This is a genomic window from Megamonas rupellensis DSM 19944 (assembly GCF_000378365.1).
Classification (GTDB): Bacteria; Bacillota; Negativicutes; order Selenomonadales; family Selenomonadaceae; genus Megamonas; species Megamonas funiformis.
Map to the genome: position 1 here is coordinate 16,858 of NZ_KB899567.1, position 18,533 is coordinate 35,390.

Sequence of the window (18,533 nt, forward strand, 5' to 3'; positions counted from 1 at the left end):
AAATTATGAATGAAATGGAATTTTCACAGAAGATAGATGATTTAGGTGGCACTTTATATATTGTAGGTGGCTGGGTGCGCGATAAAATACGAGGTGTTATTCCTAAGGACAAAGATTTTGTCATTTGTCGTGTAAAAGAAGATGATTTTAAGCAAAATTTTCCAAAGGCAAAAAAAGTAGGAAAATCTTTTCCTGTGTATTTAGTAAAAATTGAAGACAAAGAATGTGAAGTAGCTTTTGCCCGTAAGGAAAGAAAAACAGGTATAGGTTATACAGGTTTTATTGTAGATTATGATGAAAAAGTAACGATTGAAGAAGATTTATATCGTAGAGATACGACTATGAATAGTATTGCTTATCGTGTGCGTGATGGAGAAATAATTGATCCATATAAAGGACGAGAAGATATTGAAAAAAAATGTATCAAAGCAGTATCACATCATTTTAAAGAGGATCCTGTAAGAGCGCTTCGAGCTGCGCGTCAGGCTTGTGAATTAAATTTTAAAATCAATGAAGATACTGTAAATTTGATGCGAGCATGTAGAGAGGAAATAAAATCAGAGCCACAAGAACGCATTTTTAATGAATTGCAACGTGCGTTAAAAACAAAAAAACCCTCAATATTTTTCCGCAGTTTAGTGAAAGCGGATTTATTGGAAATCTTATTTCCTGAAATCTATGCGTTGATTGGAAAAACTCAACCTGTAGCATTTCATCCAGAAGGTGATGCGTTTGAGCATACTATGGAGATTGTGGATTTAGTTGCTGATATGACAGATGATGTCGCTGTGCGTTTTGCAGGTCTTGTGCATGATTTGGGCAAAGGTGTAACGCCAAAAGAAATGTTACCTCATCATTATGGACATGAAGAAAAAGGTTTAGCAGTATTAAAAGCATGGAATAAACGTATGACGCTTCCTAAAAAATGGCTGCAAGGTGGATTATTTGTCATCAAAGAACATATGCGAGCAGCTAGACTAGGAAAAGTAGGAAAAATTGTCGATTTTTTATTGACGGTAGAGAAAAATCCTTTAGGCTTTGCTGGCTTTAATTGTGTGATTTTGGCAGATAGTAAATCATTGCCCTATTATTTAGCAGATTATCATAGTTATCTCCAAAAAATTCATAGTGTATCTATGAAAAATTGTCCAGTAAATTTGAAAGGCAAAGCGATTGGTGATTGGATAAGAAATGAGCAAATTAAATTATTTAAGCAGAATATAGAAGTAGAAGCTTAGAAAATTTTACAAAGATTTAACATTTCTCATATTTAATTTTCTTATTTTTATACTATAATATTATTAAAGGCAAAATTAATCTATTATTAAAGTAGATAATAAATAAAATTTATAAATACAGCATTCTAAGTTGTGAAACGAAGAATGCTATTATTTTTGTCTATTTTAGTAAAAAGATTGTATTTTGTAATATTTTTGTAAAATAGTGAAAGAAAAACGAGGGGATATATAGAATTTAGCATAAAAAAATATTATACTTAAAACAGAGTAGGAGGGATTTAGATGTATGGTATTGTAGATATTGGTTCAAATACAATGCGTCTTGTTATTTATAAAGTAGAAGGTGGTAAACCAAGAGTACTTTTAAATAAAAAAGAAATGGCAGAATTAGCATCATTTATTCAAGATGGTATGATGGTAGCAGACGGTATCAATAGAGCTTGCTATATCTTGGATAGTTTTAATTTATTAGCTAAAGATTTAGGTGTAAATAATTTACATGTTTTTGCTACTGCATCTTTAAGAAATATTTCTAATAGCCAAGCAGCAGTTAGTGAAATTGAAGATAGAACAGGATTAGCTATTAATTTATTAAGTGGTGCTCAAGAAGCTGAATATGATTTTGTTGGTGCAGCTAGAACTATTGATTTAAAAAGTGGTTTATTAGTAGATATTGGTGGCGGTAGTACAGAATTAGTTATGTATAATAATATGCAAATACAAAATTCTATAAGCTTACCAATCGGTTCTTTAAGCATGTATACAAAATTTGTAAAACATTTATTCCCAACAAAAAAAGAACGCAAAAAAATTGAAGAATGCGTAAGAGAAATGATAGTTCGTTACGATGTAGACCAATGGGGCGATTGTCCATATGTTTGCGGTGTAGGTGGAACTATTCGTAATGTAGATAGATTAAATAGTTATTTTTATGATTTAAGTAAAAATAATCGTTTTGTCATTGCTGACAATTTAAATTGGATGGTTAAAAAACTAGAAAATCGTGAAAATAAAAAATTAGTACCTCGTGAAACTTTAGAAATATTATTAAAAGTCGTACCTGAACGTGTGCGTACAATTATGCCAGGTATGATAATCTTAAATACTATTGTTAAATATTTTAACGTACAAAGCATTTATGTAAGTCGTGCAGGTGTACGTGAAGGATATTTATATAAGCAAGTATTAACTAAAGAGGGAGAACAGAATGCATAAAAAGATAGATACATCATATACACAAAATAGAGAATTATCATGGCTTCGTTTTGATGATAGAGTATTAGAAGAAGCTATAGATGAAAATGTGCCTCTATATGAAAGACTAAAATTTATAGCAATTTATGCTAGTAACTTAGATGAATTTTATCGAGTACGCGTAGGCAGTCTATGTGAAATGGCTTCTGTGGATACAAATGGTTTTGATAATAAAAGCTTTATGACACCAAGTCAGCAGTTAGATAAAATCTTTGTAGCTACAAAACAATTAAATCAAAAAGCTGATAAAATTTTTGCAACTGTAGAAAAACAGCTTAAAACATACGGCATCGAACGTAAAAAAGTAAAATCTTTAAATCAAAAAGATAAAACTTATGTTAAAACATATTTTGACAATCAAATTAGCCCATTCTTATCTCCACAAATTATAAATGTAAGACATCCATTTCCTCATTTATTAAATAAAGCGTTATATGTAGGTATAATTTTAACACGCAAAAAGAAAAAGGTTTTTGGAATTATTCCAGTACCTAGCAATTTACCTAAAATCGTATATATACCAAATAAATCTAAAATTCGCTATGTGATGACAGAAGATATCATAGCTACATATGCTGATAAAATTTTTGATGGCTATGAAGTAGAAAATACAGCAATTTTATCTGTTACTAGAAGTGCAGATATTAGCTTAGATGATGAGCGATTAGATTTAGGAGAAGATTTCTTAGAACATGCACGTGAAGTCTTATTGAAAAGACAAAGACTTGCACCTGTTCGTTTAGAAATAGAGGGCAATATAGATTCAACAATGATGAAATATGCCACAGAACAATTTAAAATCACATCAAAACAAATTTTTATCTATAAATCTCCTATCAATAAATCTTATATTTTCAGCTTAGGTAGTAAATTTAATGAAGAACAGAAAAATAGCTTGATGTATCCACCATTTGAACCATCTCATATCTGCTGTGTTCCTGAAAATGCTAGTGTGATGGATTATGTGGCAAATAATGATGTAATGTTACAATATCCATATCAAAGCTTTGATATTTTCTTAAAATTCATTAAAGAAGCTGTAACGGACGAAAAAGTATTTGCTATAAAGATTACTTTATATCGTGTAGGTAGTCATAGAGCTCAATTGATGAATTATTTATCAATGGCAGCTAAAATGGGTAAAGATGTAACTGTTTTGATGGAACTTAGAGCTCGTTTTGATGAAGAAAATAATATAAACTGGGCAGAATTTTTACAAGATGCTGGCTGTAAAGTTATTTATGGTATGGAAGGCTATAAAGTTCATTCCAAAATTTGCTTAGTTATGAAACAAGATAAAACAGGCATAAAATACTTTACACAAATAGGTACAGGTAACTATAATGCTTCTACATCTTCTTTATATACAGATATTTCCTTGATAACTAGCAATGAAGATATAGGTAAAGATGCTGTAGAATTTTTCCAGAATATGGGTATTGATAATCTCTATGGAGAATATAAAAATCTATTAGTAGCACCTGTTAGTCTAAAAAATACTTTATTAGATTTAATTAAAGAAGAAATTGAAAAAGCTAAAGCTGGAGAAGAAACAAGCATTTTCTTAAAAATGAATTCTTTGACAGATAGACAATTAATAGATGCATTAAAAGAAGCTTCTCAAGCTGGCGTTAAGATAAAAATGATTATTCGTGGTATTTGCTGTATTTTACCAGGAATAGAAGGAAAAACAGATAATATTGAAGTTATAAGTGTAGTAGGTAGATTTTTAGAGCATTCTCGTATTTTCTGCTTCGGTACAGGCGAAAATATGAAAATGTATATAGCTTCTGCTGACTGGATGACTAGAAATACAGAAAATCGTGTAGAAATAGCTGCACCAATTTATGACCAAAAAATAAAAAATAGCATTTATGATACTTTACGCATAATGTGGAAAGATAATCTTAAAGCTAGAATTTTATGTAGCGATGGAACATATAAAAAGCCTGAAATAAAAGAAGGCGATGAATTGATCGATTGTCAAAATTATTTGCGTCATGAATATAAAGTTGGACGAAAAATAAAACTTTAAGTTAAAAATAAAACCTCCACTATTGTTTTGCAATAGTGGAGGTTTTTTATATTTCGATTTTATTTTTTGAAAATAGTAGATTTGAAATAAACTATAGCCCAAAAGATAGTGATGATGACACCAGCAGGATAAGTAATGCTAGTTGGTAAACCAAAACCTTCAGGAGCTTGGAGGATATAAGTGAAAGTAACCATAGTCATAAAAATGGCAGGAATTACAGCGATATAATGTTGCCAACCACCTTTATTTTGTTTCCAAAGATACATTGCACCTGTCCAAAGAGCAATCATAGCTAATGTTTGGTTTGCCCAAGAGAAATAACGCCAAATGATATCAAAATTCATTTGAGATAAGATGCCACCGATACCAAGAAGTGGAATAGATAAAGCTAAACGTTTTGTATAAGAAACTTGATCGATTTTGAACCAATCAGAAAGTGTATAACGAGCGCTTCTGAATGCAGTATCACCAGAAGTGATAGGACAAGCGATAACACCAATCATAGCTAAAATACCACCGACAGTGCCTAATGTACCAAAGGATACATCATAAACAACGCCACCAGGACCTGCACTAGCGATAGCAGCAGCTAATCCACCAGTTGTTTCATAGAAAGCGATACCAGCAGATGCCCAGATAAGAGCGATAATACCTTCAGCTACCATAGCACCATAGAAAACAACGCGACCATTTTTTTCTTCTTTCATGCAACGAGCCATGAGTGGAGATTGTGTAGCATGGAAACCAGATGTAGCACCGCAAGCAACAGTGATAAACATTAATGGCCAAATAGGTAAATCTTTTGGATGAAGATTTTGGAGTGTCATTTCTGGCATTTGCCAGCCACCGAGGATAATACCACTAGAAACACCAACTGCCATGATGATTAGGCAAGCACCAAAAAGTGGATAAATTTTACCAATGATTTTATCGATAGGTAATAAAGTAGCTAAGAAATAATAAATGAGTACAACTACTAACCAGAAAGTAACATCTAAAGAATCAGGAGTGAGTTTGGCAAGAAGTAATGCAGGACCTGTCATAAATACAGTACCTACTAAAACTAAAAGGATAACGGAGAAAATACGCATTACAGTTTTCATAGTATCGCCAAGATAGATACCTACGATTTCTGAAATACTTTCACCATTATGACGAAGAGAAATCATACCAGAGAGATAATCGTGAACGGCACCAGAGAAAATAGTCCCAATTACAATCCAAAAATAAACAACTGGGCCCCAGAGAGCACCTGCAATGGCACCAAAAATTGGACCAAGACCTGCAATGTTTAATAATTGAATCATAAAAACTTTCCATGTTGGAAGTGGTATGTAATCTACACCATCGTTATGAGTTATGGCAGGAGTAGGTTTTAGTGAAGGAGCAAAAACTTTTTCTACAAAACGACCATAAATCATGAAACCTACAATAAGAGCGATTAAACTAATAAAAAAAGTAATCATATAAGGATACACCTTCTTTAGGAAATTATAAAATTTTAAGATAGCTCCGGAACTATGCTTAATAAACTAAATAAAATTTAATACTTTGTTAAAAAAATAACTTGCATTCATTTATTAAAATATTAATATTATTTATTGTACAAATAAATTTATAATACTTTTGTGTAACTTTGTCAAGTATTTTTACAATTTTTTAAAAATTTAAATTAGAATTTAAAATTAAAACGAGTATTTCATTCAAATTTGAAAAAAATACTCGTTTTGTTAAAGCATTATTTATAAAGTTTTTACAGTATTTCTAAAATAGTTTCCTTGACTAATTTTTCAGGAACATCTTTTTTTATACATACTTTGCCGATATCTTCTAATAAAACCCAATTAACTTTACCGTTAACAGTTTTTTTGTCATGGAAAATATCTTGATAAATTTTTTGAGCATTACAATTTTTAGCTTTAAGTGGCAAGTTCATATTTGCAAGTAATTGACACATTTTATCAACTACATCTTGAGATATTAAGCCTAATTTAAAACTTAATTTACTAGCGCCAACCATGCCGATAGCTACTGCTTCTCCATGATTATAAACGGCATAATTAGTTTCTTTTTCAATAGCATGACCTAAAGTATGACCAAAGTTTAAGATGGCACGAAGACCAGCTTCACATTCATCTTTAGATACTACATCTGCTTTTATTTCACAAGAGCGTGCAATGATATGAATTAGAGCTTCTGGCTTCAATTGAAGAATTTCTTGTTGGTGCTCAGTTAAATAAGTATAAAAATCATGGTCATAGATAAAGCCATATTTAATGACTTCGCCTAAGCCTGTGGAAATCTCTCTAGTAGGTAAAGTTTTCATCATTTCTAAGTCCATGAAAACGGCTTGTGGTTGATAAAAAGCACCAATGAGATTTTTGCCTAGAGCATGATTTACAGCGACTTTGCCACCAACACTAGAGTCAACTTGTGCAAGTAGGCTAGTTGGCATTTGAATGAAAGGCACACCACGCATGAAGGTAGCGGCAATGAAACCAGCTAAATCACCAACAACGCCACCGCCTAGAGCAATGATAGGAGATTTGCGGTCAAGACCATGTTCAATTGCTTGTGTATACAGTGTTTCTGCAACGGATAAAGATTTAGATTGTTCACCAGCTGGAATGATGGCAATTTTGGCATTAAAACCAGCTTTAGTGAGTAAATCTTTGACGCTGTCTGCATATAATGGAGCAATATTTGTATCAGTGATGATTAAAGTTTTTTGAGAATATTTTTGTGCTTTAAAAAAATCAATGATAGTTGTTTCTAGATTATGACCAATATAGATATTATAAGATTTTTCATTGAGATTTACGGGAACAATGCGCATTATTTCACACCCTTTAAGTATTTCATAATGATTTCGACATTTTGCAGTGGTGTTGTATCATCTGTTTTTATGATTAAATCAGCTTTTTTGTAAAATGGAGCACGCTTAGCCATAAGTTCAATAATAGTTTTTAAACGTTCTTCATTGCTTTTTTTGGCAAGTAAAGGACGTTTATCATTTCCAGTGCGTTTTAAAATAGTATGTGGCATAGCTGTCAGCGCTATAACGATACCATTTTTGCGAAGCTCTTGCATATCAGTTTCTTTAGTAGCAACGCCACCGCCTGTAGAAATTACTTGATGACTTTTTTGTGCTAATTTTTGGATAGTAGCTGTTTCACGTTGGCGAAATATTGCTTCGCCTTCTTTAGCAAACATATCTTTTATTTTTGTTTTGTATTCTTGTTCGATAGCTGTATCTGTATCTACAAAACTATAACCTAAACGATAAGCTAATAATTTACCTGTAATAGATTTTCCACTGCCCATAAATCCTATAAGTACAATATTAGATTTCATTTTAATCCTATCCTTTTATTCTTTCATTATAAGCTTGTAAATTTTGAAGGACATCAACCATGCAATCACTGCCGAATTTGTCAATCATAGCTTTAGTGATAGCAAGTGCAACCATAGCTTCGCCAACTACGGAAGCTGCTTGAACAGCACAAACATCACTGCGTTCTTTACAAGCTAAAACTTCTTGTTTACTTTCAATATCAATGGAGTGAAGTGGTGTCATAAGTGTAGGAATAGGTTTCATACAAGCACGAACAATAATAGGCTCGCCATTACTCATACCACCTTCGATACCACCTGCATGATTTGTTTTGCGATAAACTGTTTTATCTTCATTGTAAAACATTTCATCATGTAATTGACTGCCTGGATGATTTGCATAATCAAAACCATCGCCGATTTCAACGCCTTTGATAGCTTGAATGGACATCATGGCTCCAGCAAGTTGCATATCGAGTCGTTTATCCCATTGAATATGACTGCCTACGCCGATTGGCATATTTTGGACTACAACTTCAAAAGTTCCGCCTAAAGTATCACCTGCTTGACCAGCATCGCGAATTGCATCGCGCATTTTAGTTTCTGCTTGAGCATCGTTGCAGTTTAAATCGCTATCATTAGGTTGTAAATTAGCATAATCAATATTATCTGTATTAGCTTTTACACCACCGATATTGATTACATGAGATACGATTTTTATACCACAAGCTTCTAAAAATTGACGAGCAACAGCTCCAGCAGCCACGCGTGCAGCTGTTTCCCTAGCACTAGAGCGTTCTAAAATGTCGCGGATATCTTCACGATTATATTTTTTGATACCAACATAATCTGCATGACCTGGGCGAGCAGCTGTAACTTTAGTCCATGTAGGTGTACCCATCACAGACATGCGGTCAGTCCAGTTTTCCCAGTCTTTATTCACTACACGCAAAGTAATAGGGTCGCCCATTGTTTCGCCAAAACGTACACCAGATAAGATATCTACTTTATCTGTTTCTATAGACATACGACCACCACGACCATAGCCTTTTTGACGGCGTGCCATTTGTCTATTTATTTCATCAAGATTTATTTTAAGACCAGCGGGAATTCCTTCAACTAATGCTGTTAAGCATTGTCCATGAGATTCTCCAGCAGTTAAAAATCTAAACATTATGTTCAACCCCTTATATTTTTCATGTTTACAAGTTATCAATAGATATTATAACTAAAAATAGAAAATCATGCTAGAAAAATATTATTTTGTTGACAAAAATAAACAGGTCTTGACACTATTGCTAAAATTTGTGAAAATGAATGTATATTATGCCTTTTTGAGGTGAGTCTGATGTATGACAAAGTAAAAGTAACTTATTTATTAAATAGCGGTTTTATTTTAGAAATAGGCGATTGCGCAATAATTTTTGATTATTATCAAGATGAAAAAAATATAGTGGACAAAATTATTCAAGATAAAAAAGAAGTTTATTTTTTTGTATCTCATGTTCATTATGATCATTTTAATCCTAAAATAAGTGAGTTTAAAGATAAGGCAACGAAATATTTTATCAGCTATGATGTAGTAACTGATGTATTGCCTAAAGAAAAGACTATTATTTTAGATGAATATATGACTTATGATGATAAAAATATACATGTACGCTCATTTAGTTCTACTGATGAAGGAATTTCTTTTTTTGTAGAAAAAAATGATTGGAAGATTTTCCATGCAGGTGATTTTAATTGGTGGCATTGGAAAGGTGATACAAAAGAAAATAATGCATTTGCTAAAAATGGATTTGTAAAGCAAATGATGCGTTTATCTGGTTTAAAAATGGATATAGCATTTTTCCCTGTAGATAGTAGATTAGAAGAATTTTTAGATTTAGGTGTAACTGAGTTTTGCAAAGTTACGGAAGTTAAAAATTTAATTACTATGCACAATGTAGGTGAAAAAGATTGGATAATACCAGAAGATTTTCCTAATAAAGAGAAAATGAACTCTATTTGGTGCCCTAAAGTTACTGGAGAGAGTCATTTTATCACTAAATAAAATAAGTATGATGGAGAATAGATGAGATGAAAAAATTTATATTTTTATGTTTATTAGCATCTGTATTTACCTTATCTTTATTTACAAGTAATGGTATTGCAGAGCAACAAATAAATTCTAATGAACAAATAGGAAAGGAAGTTCAATCAATGAGTAAAAATCGTATTGCAGTATTTGAAACAAATATGGGTACTTTTGAAATTGAATTATTCGAAGATAAAGCACCAATCACAACAGGTAATTTTATTGATTTAGCAGAACATAATTTTTATGATGGTTTAATTTTCCATCGTGTAATTGATGGTTTCATGATTCAAGGTGGAGACCCTAATGGTAATGGTACAGGTGGCCCTGGTTACACAATTAAAGATGAATTCCACAAAGATTTAAGACATGATGGCCCTGGCGTATTATCCATGGCAAATGCTGGCCCTAATACAGGTGGTTCTCAGTTCTTCATCACTTTAGATAAAACTCCATGGCTTGATGGTCATCATGCTGTTTTTGGTAAAGTAATAAAAGGCATGGACGTAGTGGAAGCTATTGGTCATGTACAGACTGATTTCATGGATAAACCTATCGAAGATGTAGTTATTAATAAAATAGAAATTAAAGATGCTGAATAATGAATTGTTATACGTATATAGTACAATGTAGTGATGGTACTTTATATACAGGTTGGACAAATGATTTAAAAAAGCGTCTAGAAAAACACAATGCCGGCAAAGGTGCTCGCTATACACGTGGGCGTTTGCCGGTTAAATTAGTTTATTATGAAGTTTTTGCCACAAAAAGCGAAGCTATGAAGCGTGAAGCTCAAATAAAAAAATTATCACGCAAGCAAAAATTATTATTTATAATTAATCCCTAATGATTTAGTATGGATTTTATGATATACTAAAATAAGATTTGAATTAAAATTGAGCAAAAAGATTTTTCATTTAGGAGGATTATAATGGCAAAGTCTATTACTGAAGTTTTAGGTATAAAATATCCAATTATTCAAGGCGGTATGGCTTGGATTTCTGATGCAAAACTTGCAGCAGCTGTTTCTAATGCTGGTGGTGCAGGTATTATCTCTTGTGGTGGTAGAACTACAGAATATGTTCGCGAAGAAATCCGCAAAGCAAAACAATTAACAGATAAACCATTTGGTGTAAATGTAATGCTCATGGCACCAAATAAAGATGAAATCGTAGATGTTATCTGCGAAGAAAAACCTGCTTTTGTTACTTTAGGTGCAGGAAATCCAGTTCCATATTTTGCAAAATTAAAAGAAGCAGGTATAAAAGTAATTCCTGTAATTCCAAATGTAAAACTTGCAAAACGTGTAGCAGCTGCTGGTGCTGATGCTATGGTAGCAGAAGGTATGGAAGCTGGCGGTCATATTGGCGTATTAACTACAATGGCTCTTATGACACAAGTAATTCCAGAGATAAAAGATATTCCAGTTGTTATGGCTGGTGGCTTCGGCGATGGTCGTGGCTTAGCAGCAGCTATGCTCATGGGTGCTGGCGGTGTACAGATGGGTACTCGTTTCTTAGTAGCAGAAGAATGTTCTGTTCATGAAAATATGAAACAAAAATTAATTGAAGCTGTAGATACAGATACTATTGTTACAGGTCTTACTCTTGGTGGTGCTGTACGTGGTATTAAAAATAAATTCTCTACAGAATTTGTACAAAAAGAAAATGAAGGTAAAACTTCTAAAGAAGAACTTATTCGCATGGCAACAGGTACAAATAAATTAGCAGCTGTTGAAGGTGATGTAGTAAATGGTATGATGCAGGCTGGTCAATCTTTGACTGTTTTACAAAAAGTAGAACCTGTAGCTACGATCATTGAAAATATCATGAAACAAGCTCGCGAAACATTATCTGCTGCAGCAACTATTAAACTTTGATATAAATTAATTTAGTGGCGAGTATATCAAGGATTTTATCCTTGGTAGTATCGCCACATTTTATATAATTTTGTATATATATTGGTGATGATTGAGGAAAAATAAAATCTTAAAGGAGTTTTTATTTTGAAAAAATTATTATTAGTGGTTTTGAGTTTGATGACAATGATGGTGTTTACAGCTTGTGGTAGTGAAAAGACAAGTACAAGTCAAGAGGATAAAGCAAATTCAGAGGATAAAATAAAAATTGTTACATCTTTTTATCCAATTTATATAGAAACTTTGAATGTTACAAAAGGAATTGATGGGGTAGTTGTAGAAAATATGACTAAACCACAAACAGGTTGTTTACATGATTATCAAATGACACCAGCTGATATGAAAAAGTTAGAAAATGCAGATGTTTTCATAGCTAATGGAGCTGGTATGGAATCTTTTTTACAAGATGTAATTGATAATCAGAAGAATTTAAAAGTTGTTGAAGCTGCTAAAGGCATTGAATTATTAGCAGATGAACATGGAGAAAATCCACATGTATGGGTTAGTGTATCTAATTGCATGACACAAGTACAGACAATTACTGATGAATTGAGTAAATTAGATCCTGAACATGCAGATGCTTATCAAAAAAATGCCAAAGAATATATTGCTAAATTGGAAGATTTAAAACAAGATATGCATAATCAGATTGATAATTTACCACATAAAGATATTGTTACATTCCATGAAGCATTTCCTTATTTTGCTAAAGAATTTAATTTAAATATTGTTGGTGTAATTGAACGTGAACCAGGAACAGCGCCAACACCTAGTGAATTAGATGAAATCATTGCACAAGTAAATGATTTACAGGCAAAGGCTTTATTTGCAGAACCACAATATTCATCAACAGCAGCCAAAACGATTGCCAATGAAACAGGAGCTAAAGTTTATACCTTAGATCCTGTAGTAACAGGAGAAAATGATCTTGATGCTTATATCAAGGCTATGAAACAAAATGCACTTACATTACAAGAGGCATTAAAATAAAATAAAGGGTGAAGTATGAATGATAAAGGGTACAGGTGTTGATATCATAGAAATATCAAGAATAGAAAAATCCTTAACCAATGAAAAATTTATCGAGCGCATTTTTACAAAAAAAGAACAGGAATATTGTAATTCCAGAAAACAAATGGCAGTTTCTTCTTATGCAGCTAGATTTGTAGCTAAAGAAGCTGTAGTAAAAGCGTTAGGTACAGGTATATCTGGTGGAGGATTGTGGACTGATATTGAGATATTACCAGATGATGATGGAGCACCACATGTAAAACTTTATGGATATTTTGCATATATAGCTACAAAAAGAAAGATATATAATATTTTTATCTCCTTGAGTCATTGCAAAGAATATGCGGTAGCTCAAGCTATTTTGGAGGGATAATGATAATATGAAAATTGCATCTGCTGAACAAATGAGACAAATTGATAATGAAGCGATTAATCATTTTGGTATACCAGAAATAGCTTTAATGGAAAATGCAGGGCATGAAATAGCAAAAGAAGCTATGAATTTATGCAAAGATATAGCTGTAGCTAGACAGAGCTATTGCATTTTAGCTGGTTGTGGTAATAATGGCGGAGATGGCTTTGTAGCAGCTAGACATTTAATGAATAATGGTGCAAAAGTTAAGATTTTTATTTTAGGAAATACAGAACATTTTACACCATCTGCTAAAATTAATTACAATGTTTTAGTGAATATGAAAGCTGAAATATACCATATTGTTTCTGAACGTGATTGGAATCGTTTGCAAATATCAATAACTTTTTCTGATTGCATTATTGATGCTTTGCTAGGTACAGGTATTCATGGACAATTACGAGAAAACATTAAAAAATGTATCCAAATAGTAAATACTTCGAATAGACCTGTTTTATCAGTAGATATGCCAAGTGGTGTTAATGCTAATACAGGAGTAGTGGAAAGTGATGCTATTTTTGCCACTACTACAATTACTTTTGGTTTACCAAAAATTGGTTTGATTATGTATCCTGGTTGCAAACATACAGGTAATATAATCGTAAAAACTATTGGCATACCAAATGATTTATTGACTAAAGAAGATATAAAACAAGAAGCTATAGATGAAGCTTTTGTAAAAGCACATTTAGCTTCAAGAGCAGATGATGTATATAAAGGTTCTTGTGGAAAAGTTTTAACTTTAGCAGGTTCAACAGGTTATACAGGCGCTGCTTGTTTATCTAGCCAAGCTGTATTAAAAATAGGTGCTGGCATATCTACACTTATTTCTGCTGAAAGTTTATATGATATTTTATCCATGAAAAATACAGAAGTCATGGTAAAACCATTGCCAGAAATATTGCCTGGCGTGTTAGGCGATAGTGCTATGGAAAATATAAAAGATATAGCTAAAGATTTTGATGTAGTTTTAATGGGACCTGGACTTGGTAGAAATGATGAAACATGTCAAATGGTAAGAAAATTAGCTATTGATTTAGATAAACCTTTAGTATTAGATGCTGATGCTATTTTTGCTTTTAGCCAAGCACCTGATGAATTAAAGAAAATAAAACAAATGCCAATACTCACACCTCATTTGGGAGAAATGGCAAACCTATTGCATATCACTATTTCAGATTTAAAAGATAATCTTTGGGAAATAGCTAGAAAAGCAGCAGAATATTTTAATGCAATATTTGTGTTGAAAAGTGAAAAAACACTTGTTGTTTATCCAGACGGAAATATATTTGTAACTACAGTTGGCAATGCAGGTATGGCAACAGCTGGTAGTGGTGATGTTTTAGCTGGTACAATAGCGGGTATTGTAGCTGAAAAATTAGCTGGAAAAATGTCAGCTCCAGTAGGCGTTTATTTACATGGACTTGCTGGTGATTTAGCTGGAGAAAATGGACAGGCTGGTTTAATAGCAGGAGATATTTTATTAAATCTGTCTAAAGCTCGTAAACAAATAGACAATAAATAAGGTATTAATTGAGATAATATTTGTAATAAAGGGCAATAGTTCACTATTTTGGACATATAGTAAAATTTATTGCCCTGATAACAAAACTTTAGCTTAATTTTGTAAAACTATTTTGCAAACAAATAGTAAAAAAGATGTATGCTTATTAAAAATATGTTATAATGAGCTTAGTTGATAGGAAAATATAGGATTTTTAAATAAGCAAGAAGCTTAAGTCAAGACAGTTTGTTATACTAGAAGTAATTTTTATAAAAATCAATGATATTAGCAATTTCTTAATATGTTGGAGGAAACATATTAAATATAAATGGCTACAAAGTCGCGTTAGTCATATTTTATTTAGAAAAGGAGTTGAAAGCCTGAGGCAAGAGCGCAATTTATTATTTAATAAATTTCTTGTAATGGTGTATCCGCTGAGAAGAAATGAGATTGTAAAGCGTGGCGATATATATTATGCTAATTTAAGCCCAGTAATTGGCTCAGAGCAAGGTGGACTACGACCAGTACTCATTGTACAAAATGATATTGGTAATAAATATAGTCCAACTATTATAGTAGCTGCAATTACTGCCAAATTAGGTAAGACACATATGCCTACACATGTTGATTTGCCTGCAAAATACTGCAACTTAGAACGAGATTCTATGGTATTGTTAGAACAATTACGTACTATTGATAAATCTCGATTGAGTAAGAAAGTTACCACGCTGGATAAAAATTTTATGCAGGAAGTAAACAAGGCATTAATGATTAGTTTAGGGCTAGTTAAGTTCTAAAATAAATTGATTAAAAAAGTAAAACGAATTGTCTATACATAAAAAATTTTATATAATAGTTGATGTATGCGGAGTGCTCCTGATGATTTTAAGGAGCACTTTTGCTATATAACTTAATATCAAATTAAATTGGTGAAAGGTTGATAGAATGAAAAAGATTGTTGCCTTATTGATGATTTTGTGCAGTTTATTTTTATGGGGTTGTGGAAAAGATAATACTATACAGTCAGCAGATAAAGACGAAGCTTTAAAAATAGAGATGTTAGATATCGGTCAAGGTGATGCAACGCTTATACAAACAAAAGAACAAACTATCATGATTGATACAGGAGATATTGATGAGCGTGATAATTTAGTTAAATTATTGAAGGAAAGAAATATTACAACTATTGATAAATTAATCATAACTCATCCGCATGCAGACCATTTGGGTGGAGCTTATGCAGTATTTAAGAATTTTGAAGTCAAAGAAGTTTATGATAATGGAGACCCTACAACAACACAAACTTATAAGACTTATTTAAAAAATATAAAAGAGAAAAAAATAAAATATCAACAATTATCAGCAAATGATGAATTAGATTTTGGCAGTGGTGTAAAATTCAAAGTTTTTAGCCCTACAAAACAGATGTTAAAATCTGGAGATGATTTAAATAATAATTCTTTAGTTGGTCAATTAAAATACAATGATTTTACAATGATGTTCACAGGAGATGCTGAAAAAGAAGCTGAAGAAAATATGGTGAAAACATATGGTAGTGAGCTTGCTTCATTAGTATTAAAATCTCCGCATCATGGCAGTAGAACATCTTCAAGTGAAGCTTTTCTAAAACAAGTAGATGCTAAAACTGTATTGATTTCTTTAGGTGCTGGTAATGAATATGGACATCCGCATAAACAAACTATGGAACGTTATAAAAAATTAGGTATGAAAGTATATGAAACAGATAAAAATGGTTCTATTACTATAACAAGTGATGGTAGTAAAGATTATAAAATTACTACAGAAAAATAAAATATAAATAAAATCGAGGCAAAGATATGATAAGTGCTGTTATTGATAGATTTGAAGAAGATAAAGTTGTATTATTAGTAGGGGAAGATGAACAAAAAGTTGTTTTTCCTAAGAATTTATTAGATGAGAATTTAAAGGAGGGAGATTATTTATCTATAGATATTAAATATGATGAAGTAGCTACAAAAAAAGCTGTAGCAGAAATAGAAGATTTATTAAAGTCCTTAAAAAATGATAATAAATAAATTAAAGAGGTAGTAAGAGTGTATAATTTATTAAAAAAGGTAATTTTATGTTCAGTTGTTTTGTTGCTCATGGTCATACCAAATATTTCTTTAGCTAAAAGTAGTGTAAATGTAGAAAAAATTTCTCATAATCTTATGACTTCAGAGCAAGGAGATACGTATCTTCATATAGAAATAAATACTAATAGAGAAGTAAAAAACTTTTCTATTCAGGAAAATCCTAATAATAAATATCAGTTGATTTTTAATATAGAAGATGCTCAAATAAGTAATATATCAAGACAAGAAAAATTAGATGGAAATATCGCTAAAAAAGTATTTCTACAAGAAAAAAAGGATACAGTTCAAGGAAAAATATATTTACAAGAAGAAGTAAATAATAATTATAAAATATATAGTTTAGGTAAAAAAGGTATAGCAATCGACATTTTTAATAGTGTAGTAAATACTCCTGTAGCTAGTGATGTAGCTTTGAGTAATGTAAAAAATAAAATAATCACCATTGACCCAGGTCATGGCGGTTCTGATTCTGGAGCTGTAGGACCTAATGGATATACAGAAAAAGAGGGAGCTTTTGCTATATCTCAAAAAGTAGCTTCTATTTTAAATCAATCAGGAGCAAAAGTGGTTATGACTAGAGATAGTGATGTCGATGTTTATGGTCCAAATGCTTCTGCAAGAAATGAATTACAAGCACGTGTTGATGTAGGAAATAATGCAAATTCAGATATATTTGTTAGTATTCATTGCAATGCTTTTGTAAATCCTGCTGCAAATGGCACACAGACATTTTATTATGGTTCTAGCTATCAAGGACAAAGATTAGCACAAAGCATTCAAGAAAAAATGATTGAAGCTAATGGCTTGCGTGATAGAGGCATTTCCACTTGTAATTTTTATGTAGTAAAACATTCTTATATGCCAGCTGTACTCATTGAAACAGCTTTTATCACTAATTATGATGAAGAAGCTTTATTAAGTGATGATGAATGGCAAACAACAATGGCAAAAGCTATAGCAGAAGGTATCAACGAATATTTTAGCAATTAATTAATATAATTTGAGAGGCGAAAAAATAATGAGAGTAAAAATAAAATCTATAAAAGGTTTATTAGCAGTTTTAGCAATATCTATTTTAACAATTACTTCTGGTTGTACAGAACAAGGTACAAATTTAGAAAAAAGTTCTTCTAGCTCTGTACAAGAAAATGTAAATAAAGAAGTAAGTTCTTCTAGCACTAGTGCAAGTGATATGGAACAAACAAACGAAAAGAAAGTATCTGGTGTTACCATTTATTTCCCTGATGCTAATGGTGAAAAATTAATTCCAACACAAAGACAGATAAATTTAAATCGTGAAGATAAATATAAAGCTGTTGTACAAGCATTAATAGATGGACCTATTTCTGATAAAGAAGGTATCTATATCATGCCAAAAGATACACAAGTTTTATCAGTTAAAGTAAATAATAATATTGCCACTGTTGATTTTAATAAAGCATTTAAAACAAATTTCACAGGTGGTTCTACTGGGGAATTAATGTTGATTGGCTCTATTGTAAATTCTTTAACAGAATTCAAAGATATAAAAGCTGTTCGCTTTACTGTTGAAGGAAAAGTATTAGAAGCATTAGATAATCATTTAGATTTAACAGTACCTCAAGAACGCATGGGAGATTTGTTATAAAAAATAA

Annotated in this window: 19 protein-coding genes; 15 read left to right on the top strand and 4 right to left on the bottom strand. The window is 31.7% G+C overall.

What is annotated here, in order from left to right; translation table 11 throughout:
• Positions 1-5 precede the first annotated feature (5 nt).
• The 3 genes from F553_RS0101115 (at position 6) to ppk1 (ending at position 4,527) form a co-directional block, all read left to right on the top strand.
• Complete coding sequence (locus F553_RS0101115) at positions 6-1,238, top strand: tRNA nucleotidyltransferase/poly(A) polymerase-related protein (protein WP_018998652.1); 1,233 nt, start codon at positions 6-8, stop codon at positions 1,236-1,238.
• A gap of 282 nt (positions 1,239-1,520) precedes the next feature.
• The gene (locus tag F553_RS0101120) at positions 1,521-2,453 is read left to right on the top strand and encodes a Ppx/GppA phosphatase family protein (RefSeq protein ID WP_018998653.1); all 933 of its coding nucleotides are present in this window, start codon (positions 1,521-1,523) and stop codon (positions 2,451-2,453) included.
• Positions 2,446-4,527 (top strand): polyphosphate kinase 1, encoded by a 2,082-nt coding sequence (ppk1, locus tag F553_RS0101125; RefSeq protein WP_018998654.1) that lies wholly within the window; start codon positions 2,446-2,448, stop codon positions 4,525-4,527. Before F553_RS0101120 ends, ppk1 begins: the two co-directional genes overlap by 8 nt.
• A gap of 59 nt (positions 4,528-4,586) precedes the next feature.
• Here the strand turns inward: ppk1 and F553_RS0101130 are convergent, their stop codons facing one another.
• The 4 genes from F553_RS0101130 to aroC all read right to left on the bottom strand — a co-directional run bounded on the left by F553_RS0101130 (position 4,587) and on the right by aroC (position 9,034).
• On the bottom strand, positions 4,587-5,993 hold the full coding sequence (locus F553_RS0101130) for a carbon starvation CstA family protein (RefSeq protein ID WP_018998655.1): 1,407 nt from the start codon (positions 5,991-5,993) through the stop codon (positions 4,587-4,589).
• Positions 5,994-6,280: 287 nt separating this feature from the next.
• A complete protein-coding gene (gene aroB, locus F553_RS0101135) occupies positions 6,281-7,363 on the bottom strand; it encodes a 3-dehydroquinate synthase (protein ID WP_018998656.1) in 1,083 nt (360 codons plus the stop codon).
• Positions 7,363-7,881, bottom strand: a complete 519-nt coding sequence (locus tag F553_RS0101140) for a shikimate kinase (RefSeq protein ID WP_008537292.1) — start codon at positions 7,879-7,881, stop codon at positions 7,363-7,365. The genes aroB and F553_RS0101140 overlap by 1 nt, the downstream gene beginning before the upstream one ends.
• Before the next feature lie 7 nt (positions 7,882-7,888).
• Positions 7,889-9,034 (bottom strand): chorismate synthase, encoded by a 1,146-nt coding sequence (gene aroC, locus F553_RS0101145; RefSeq protein WP_018998657.1) that lies wholly within the window; start codon positions 9,032-9,034, stop codon positions 7,889-7,891.
• A gap of 174 nt (positions 9,035-9,208) precedes the next feature.
• On the opposite strand from aroC, the gene F553_RS0101150 reads away from it, so the two are divergent.
• From F553_RS0101150 to F553_RS0101205, 12 genes are all read left to right on the top strand, one after another.
• Positions 9,209-9,913, top strand: a complete 705-nt coding sequence (locus F553_RS0101150) for an MBL fold metallo-hydrolase (RefSeq protein WP_018998658.1) — start codon at positions 9,209-9,211, stop codon at positions 9,911-9,913.
• A gap of 26 nt (positions 9,914-9,939) precedes the next feature.
• Complete coding sequence (locus F553_RS0101155; protein ID WP_015563179.1) at positions 9,940-10,539, top strand: peptidylprolyl isomerase; 600 nt, start codon at positions 9,940-9,942, stop codon at positions 10,537-10,539.
• Positions 10,539-10,784 carry a GIY-YIG nuclease family protein gene (locus F553_RS0101160; protein ID WP_018998659.1) on the top strand — a complete coding sequence of 82 codons (246 nt, stop codon included), beginning with the start codon at positions 10,539-10,541 and terminating at the stop codon, positions 10,782-10,784. The genes F553_RS0101155 and F553_RS0101160 overlap by 1 nt, the downstream gene beginning before the upstream one ends.
• 84 nt (positions 10,785-10,868) lie before the next feature.
• Entirely contained in the window at positions 10,869-11,816 is a 948-nt protein-coding gene (locus F553_RS0101165; protein ID WP_018998660.1) for a nitronate monooxygenase, read from the top strand.
• 126 nt (positions 11,817-11,942) lie between these two features.
• Positions 11,943-12,845 (top strand): metal ABC transporter substrate-binding protein, encoded by a 903-nt coding sequence (locus F553_RS0101170; protein WP_018998661.1) that lies wholly within the window; start codon positions 11,943-11,945, stop codon positions 12,843-12,845.
• A 19-nt stretch (positions 12,846-12,864) separates the two neighbouring features.
• Positions 12,865-13,239 carry a holo-ACP synthase gene (gene acpS / locus F553_RS0101175; RefSeq protein ID WP_018998662.1) on the top strand — a complete coding sequence of 125 codons (375 nt, stop codon included), beginning with the start codon at positions 12,865-12,867 and terminating at the stop codon, positions 13,237-13,239.
• Positions 13,240-13,246: 7 nt separating this feature from the next.
• Positions 13,247-14,803, top strand: a complete 1,557-nt coding sequence (locus F553_RS0101180) for a bifunctional ADP-dependent NAD(P)H-hydrate dehydratase/NAD(P)H-hydrate epimerase (RefSeq protein ID WP_018998663.1) — start codon at positions 13,247-13,249, stop codon at positions 14,801-14,803.
• Positions 14,804-15,204: 401 nt separating this feature from the next.
• Positions 15,205-15,579 (top strand): type II toxin-antitoxin system PemK/MazF family toxin, encoded by a 375-nt coding sequence (locus F553_RS0101185; RefSeq protein WP_008537301.1) that lies wholly within the window; start codon positions 15,205-15,207, stop codon positions 15,577-15,579.
• 148 nt (positions 15,580-15,727) lie between these two features.
• Positions 15,728-16,594 carry a ComEC/Rec2 family competence protein gene (locus F553_RS0101190; protein WP_018998664.1) on the top strand — a complete coding sequence of 289 codons (867 nt, stop codon included), beginning with the start codon at positions 15,728-15,730 and terminating at the stop codon, positions 16,592-16,594.
• 26 nt (positions 16,595-16,620) lie between these two features.
• Entirely contained in the window at positions 16,621-16,839 is a 219-nt protein-coding gene (locus F553_RS0101195; RefSeq protein WP_008537303.1) for a DUF3006 domain-containing protein, read from the top strand.
• A gap of 18 nt (positions 16,840-16,857) precedes the next feature.
• On the top strand, positions 16,858-17,889 hold the full coding sequence (locus F553_RS0101200) for an N-acetylmuramoyl-L-alanine amidase family protein (protein ID WP_018998665.1): 1,032 nt from the start codon (positions 16,858-16,860) through the stop codon (positions 17,887-17,889).
• Between the two features lie 28 nt (positions 17,890-17,917).
• Positions 17,918-18,526, top strand: coding sequence for a GerMN domain-containing protein (locus F553_RS0101205; RefSeq protein ID WP_008537306.1), 609 nt, complete (start codon positions 17,918-17,920; stop codon positions 18,524-18,526).
• Positions 18,527-18,533 lie beyond the last annotated feature (7 nt).

What these genes read in the sequence shown, in the direction of transcription:
- F553_RS0101115 (WP_018998652.1), top strand. Translation starts at nt 6, where the DNA reads ATGAATGAAATGGAATTTTCACAGAAGATAGATGATTTAGGTGGCACT.
- F553_RS0101120 (WP_018998653.1), top strand. Translation starts at nt 1,521, where the DNA reads ATGTATGGTATTGTAGATATTGGTTCAAATACAATGCGTCTTGTTATT.
- ppk1 (WP_018998654.1), top strand. Translation starts at nt 2,446, where the DNA reads ATGCATAAAAAGATAGATACATCATATACACAAAATAGAGAATTATCA.
- F553_RS0101130 (WP_018998655.1), bottom strand. Translation starts at nt 5,993, where the DNA reads ATGATTACTTTTTTTATTAGTTTAATCGCTCTTATTGTAGGTTTCATG.
- aroB (WP_018998656.1), bottom strand. Translation starts at nt 7,363, where the DNA reads ATGCGCATTGTTCCCGTAAATCTCAATGAAAAATCTTATAATATCTAT.
- F553_RS0101140 (WP_008537292.1), bottom strand. Translation starts at nt 7,881, where the DNA reads ATGAAATCTAATATTGTACTTATAGGATTTATGGGCAGTGGAAAATCT.
- aroC (WP_018998657.1), bottom strand. Translation starts at nt 9,034, where the DNA reads ATGTTTAGATTTTTAACTGCTGGAGAATCTCATGGACAATGCTTAACA.
- F553_RS0101150 (WP_018998658.1), top strand. Translation starts at nt 9,209, where the DNA reads ATGTATGACAAAGTAAAAGTAACTTATTTATTAAATAGCGGTTTTATT.
- F553_RS0101155 (WP_015563179.1), top strand. Translation starts at nt 9,940, where the DNA reads ATGAAAAAATTTATATTTTTATGTTTATTAGCATCTGTATTTACCTTA.
- F553_RS0101160 (WP_018998659.1), top strand. Translation starts at nt 10,539, where the DNA reads ATGAATTGTTATACGTATATAGTACAATGTAGTGATGGTACTTTATAT.
- F553_RS0101165 (WP_018998660.1), top strand. Translation starts at nt 10,869, where the DNA reads ATGGCAAAGTCTATTACTGAAGTTTTAGGTATAAAATATCCAATTATT.
- acpS (WP_018998662.1), top strand. Translation starts at nt 12,865, where the DNA reads ATGATAAAGGGTACAGGTGTTGATATCATAGAAATATCAAGAATAGAA.
- F553_RS0101180 (WP_018998663.1), top strand. Translation starts at nt 13,247, where the DNA reads ATGAAAATTGCATCTGCTGAACAAATGAGACAAATTGATAATGAAGCG.
- F553_RS0101185 (WP_008537301.1), top strand. Translation starts at nt 15,205, where the DNA reads ATGGTGTATCCGCTGAGAAGAAATGAGATTGTAAAGCGTGGCGATATA.
- F553_RS0101190 (WP_018998664.1), top strand. Translation starts at nt 15,728, where the DNA reads ATGAAAAAGATTGTTGCCTTATTGATGATTTTGTGCAGTTTATTTTTA.
- F553_RS0101195 (WP_008537303.1), top strand. Translation starts at nt 16,621, where the DNA reads ATGATAAGTGCTGTTATTGATAGATTTGAAGAAGATAAAGTTGTATTA.
- F553_RS0101205 (WP_008537306.1), top strand. Translation starts at nt 17,918, where the DNA reads ATGAGAGTAAAAATAAAATCTATAAAAGGTTTATTAGCAGTTTTAGCA.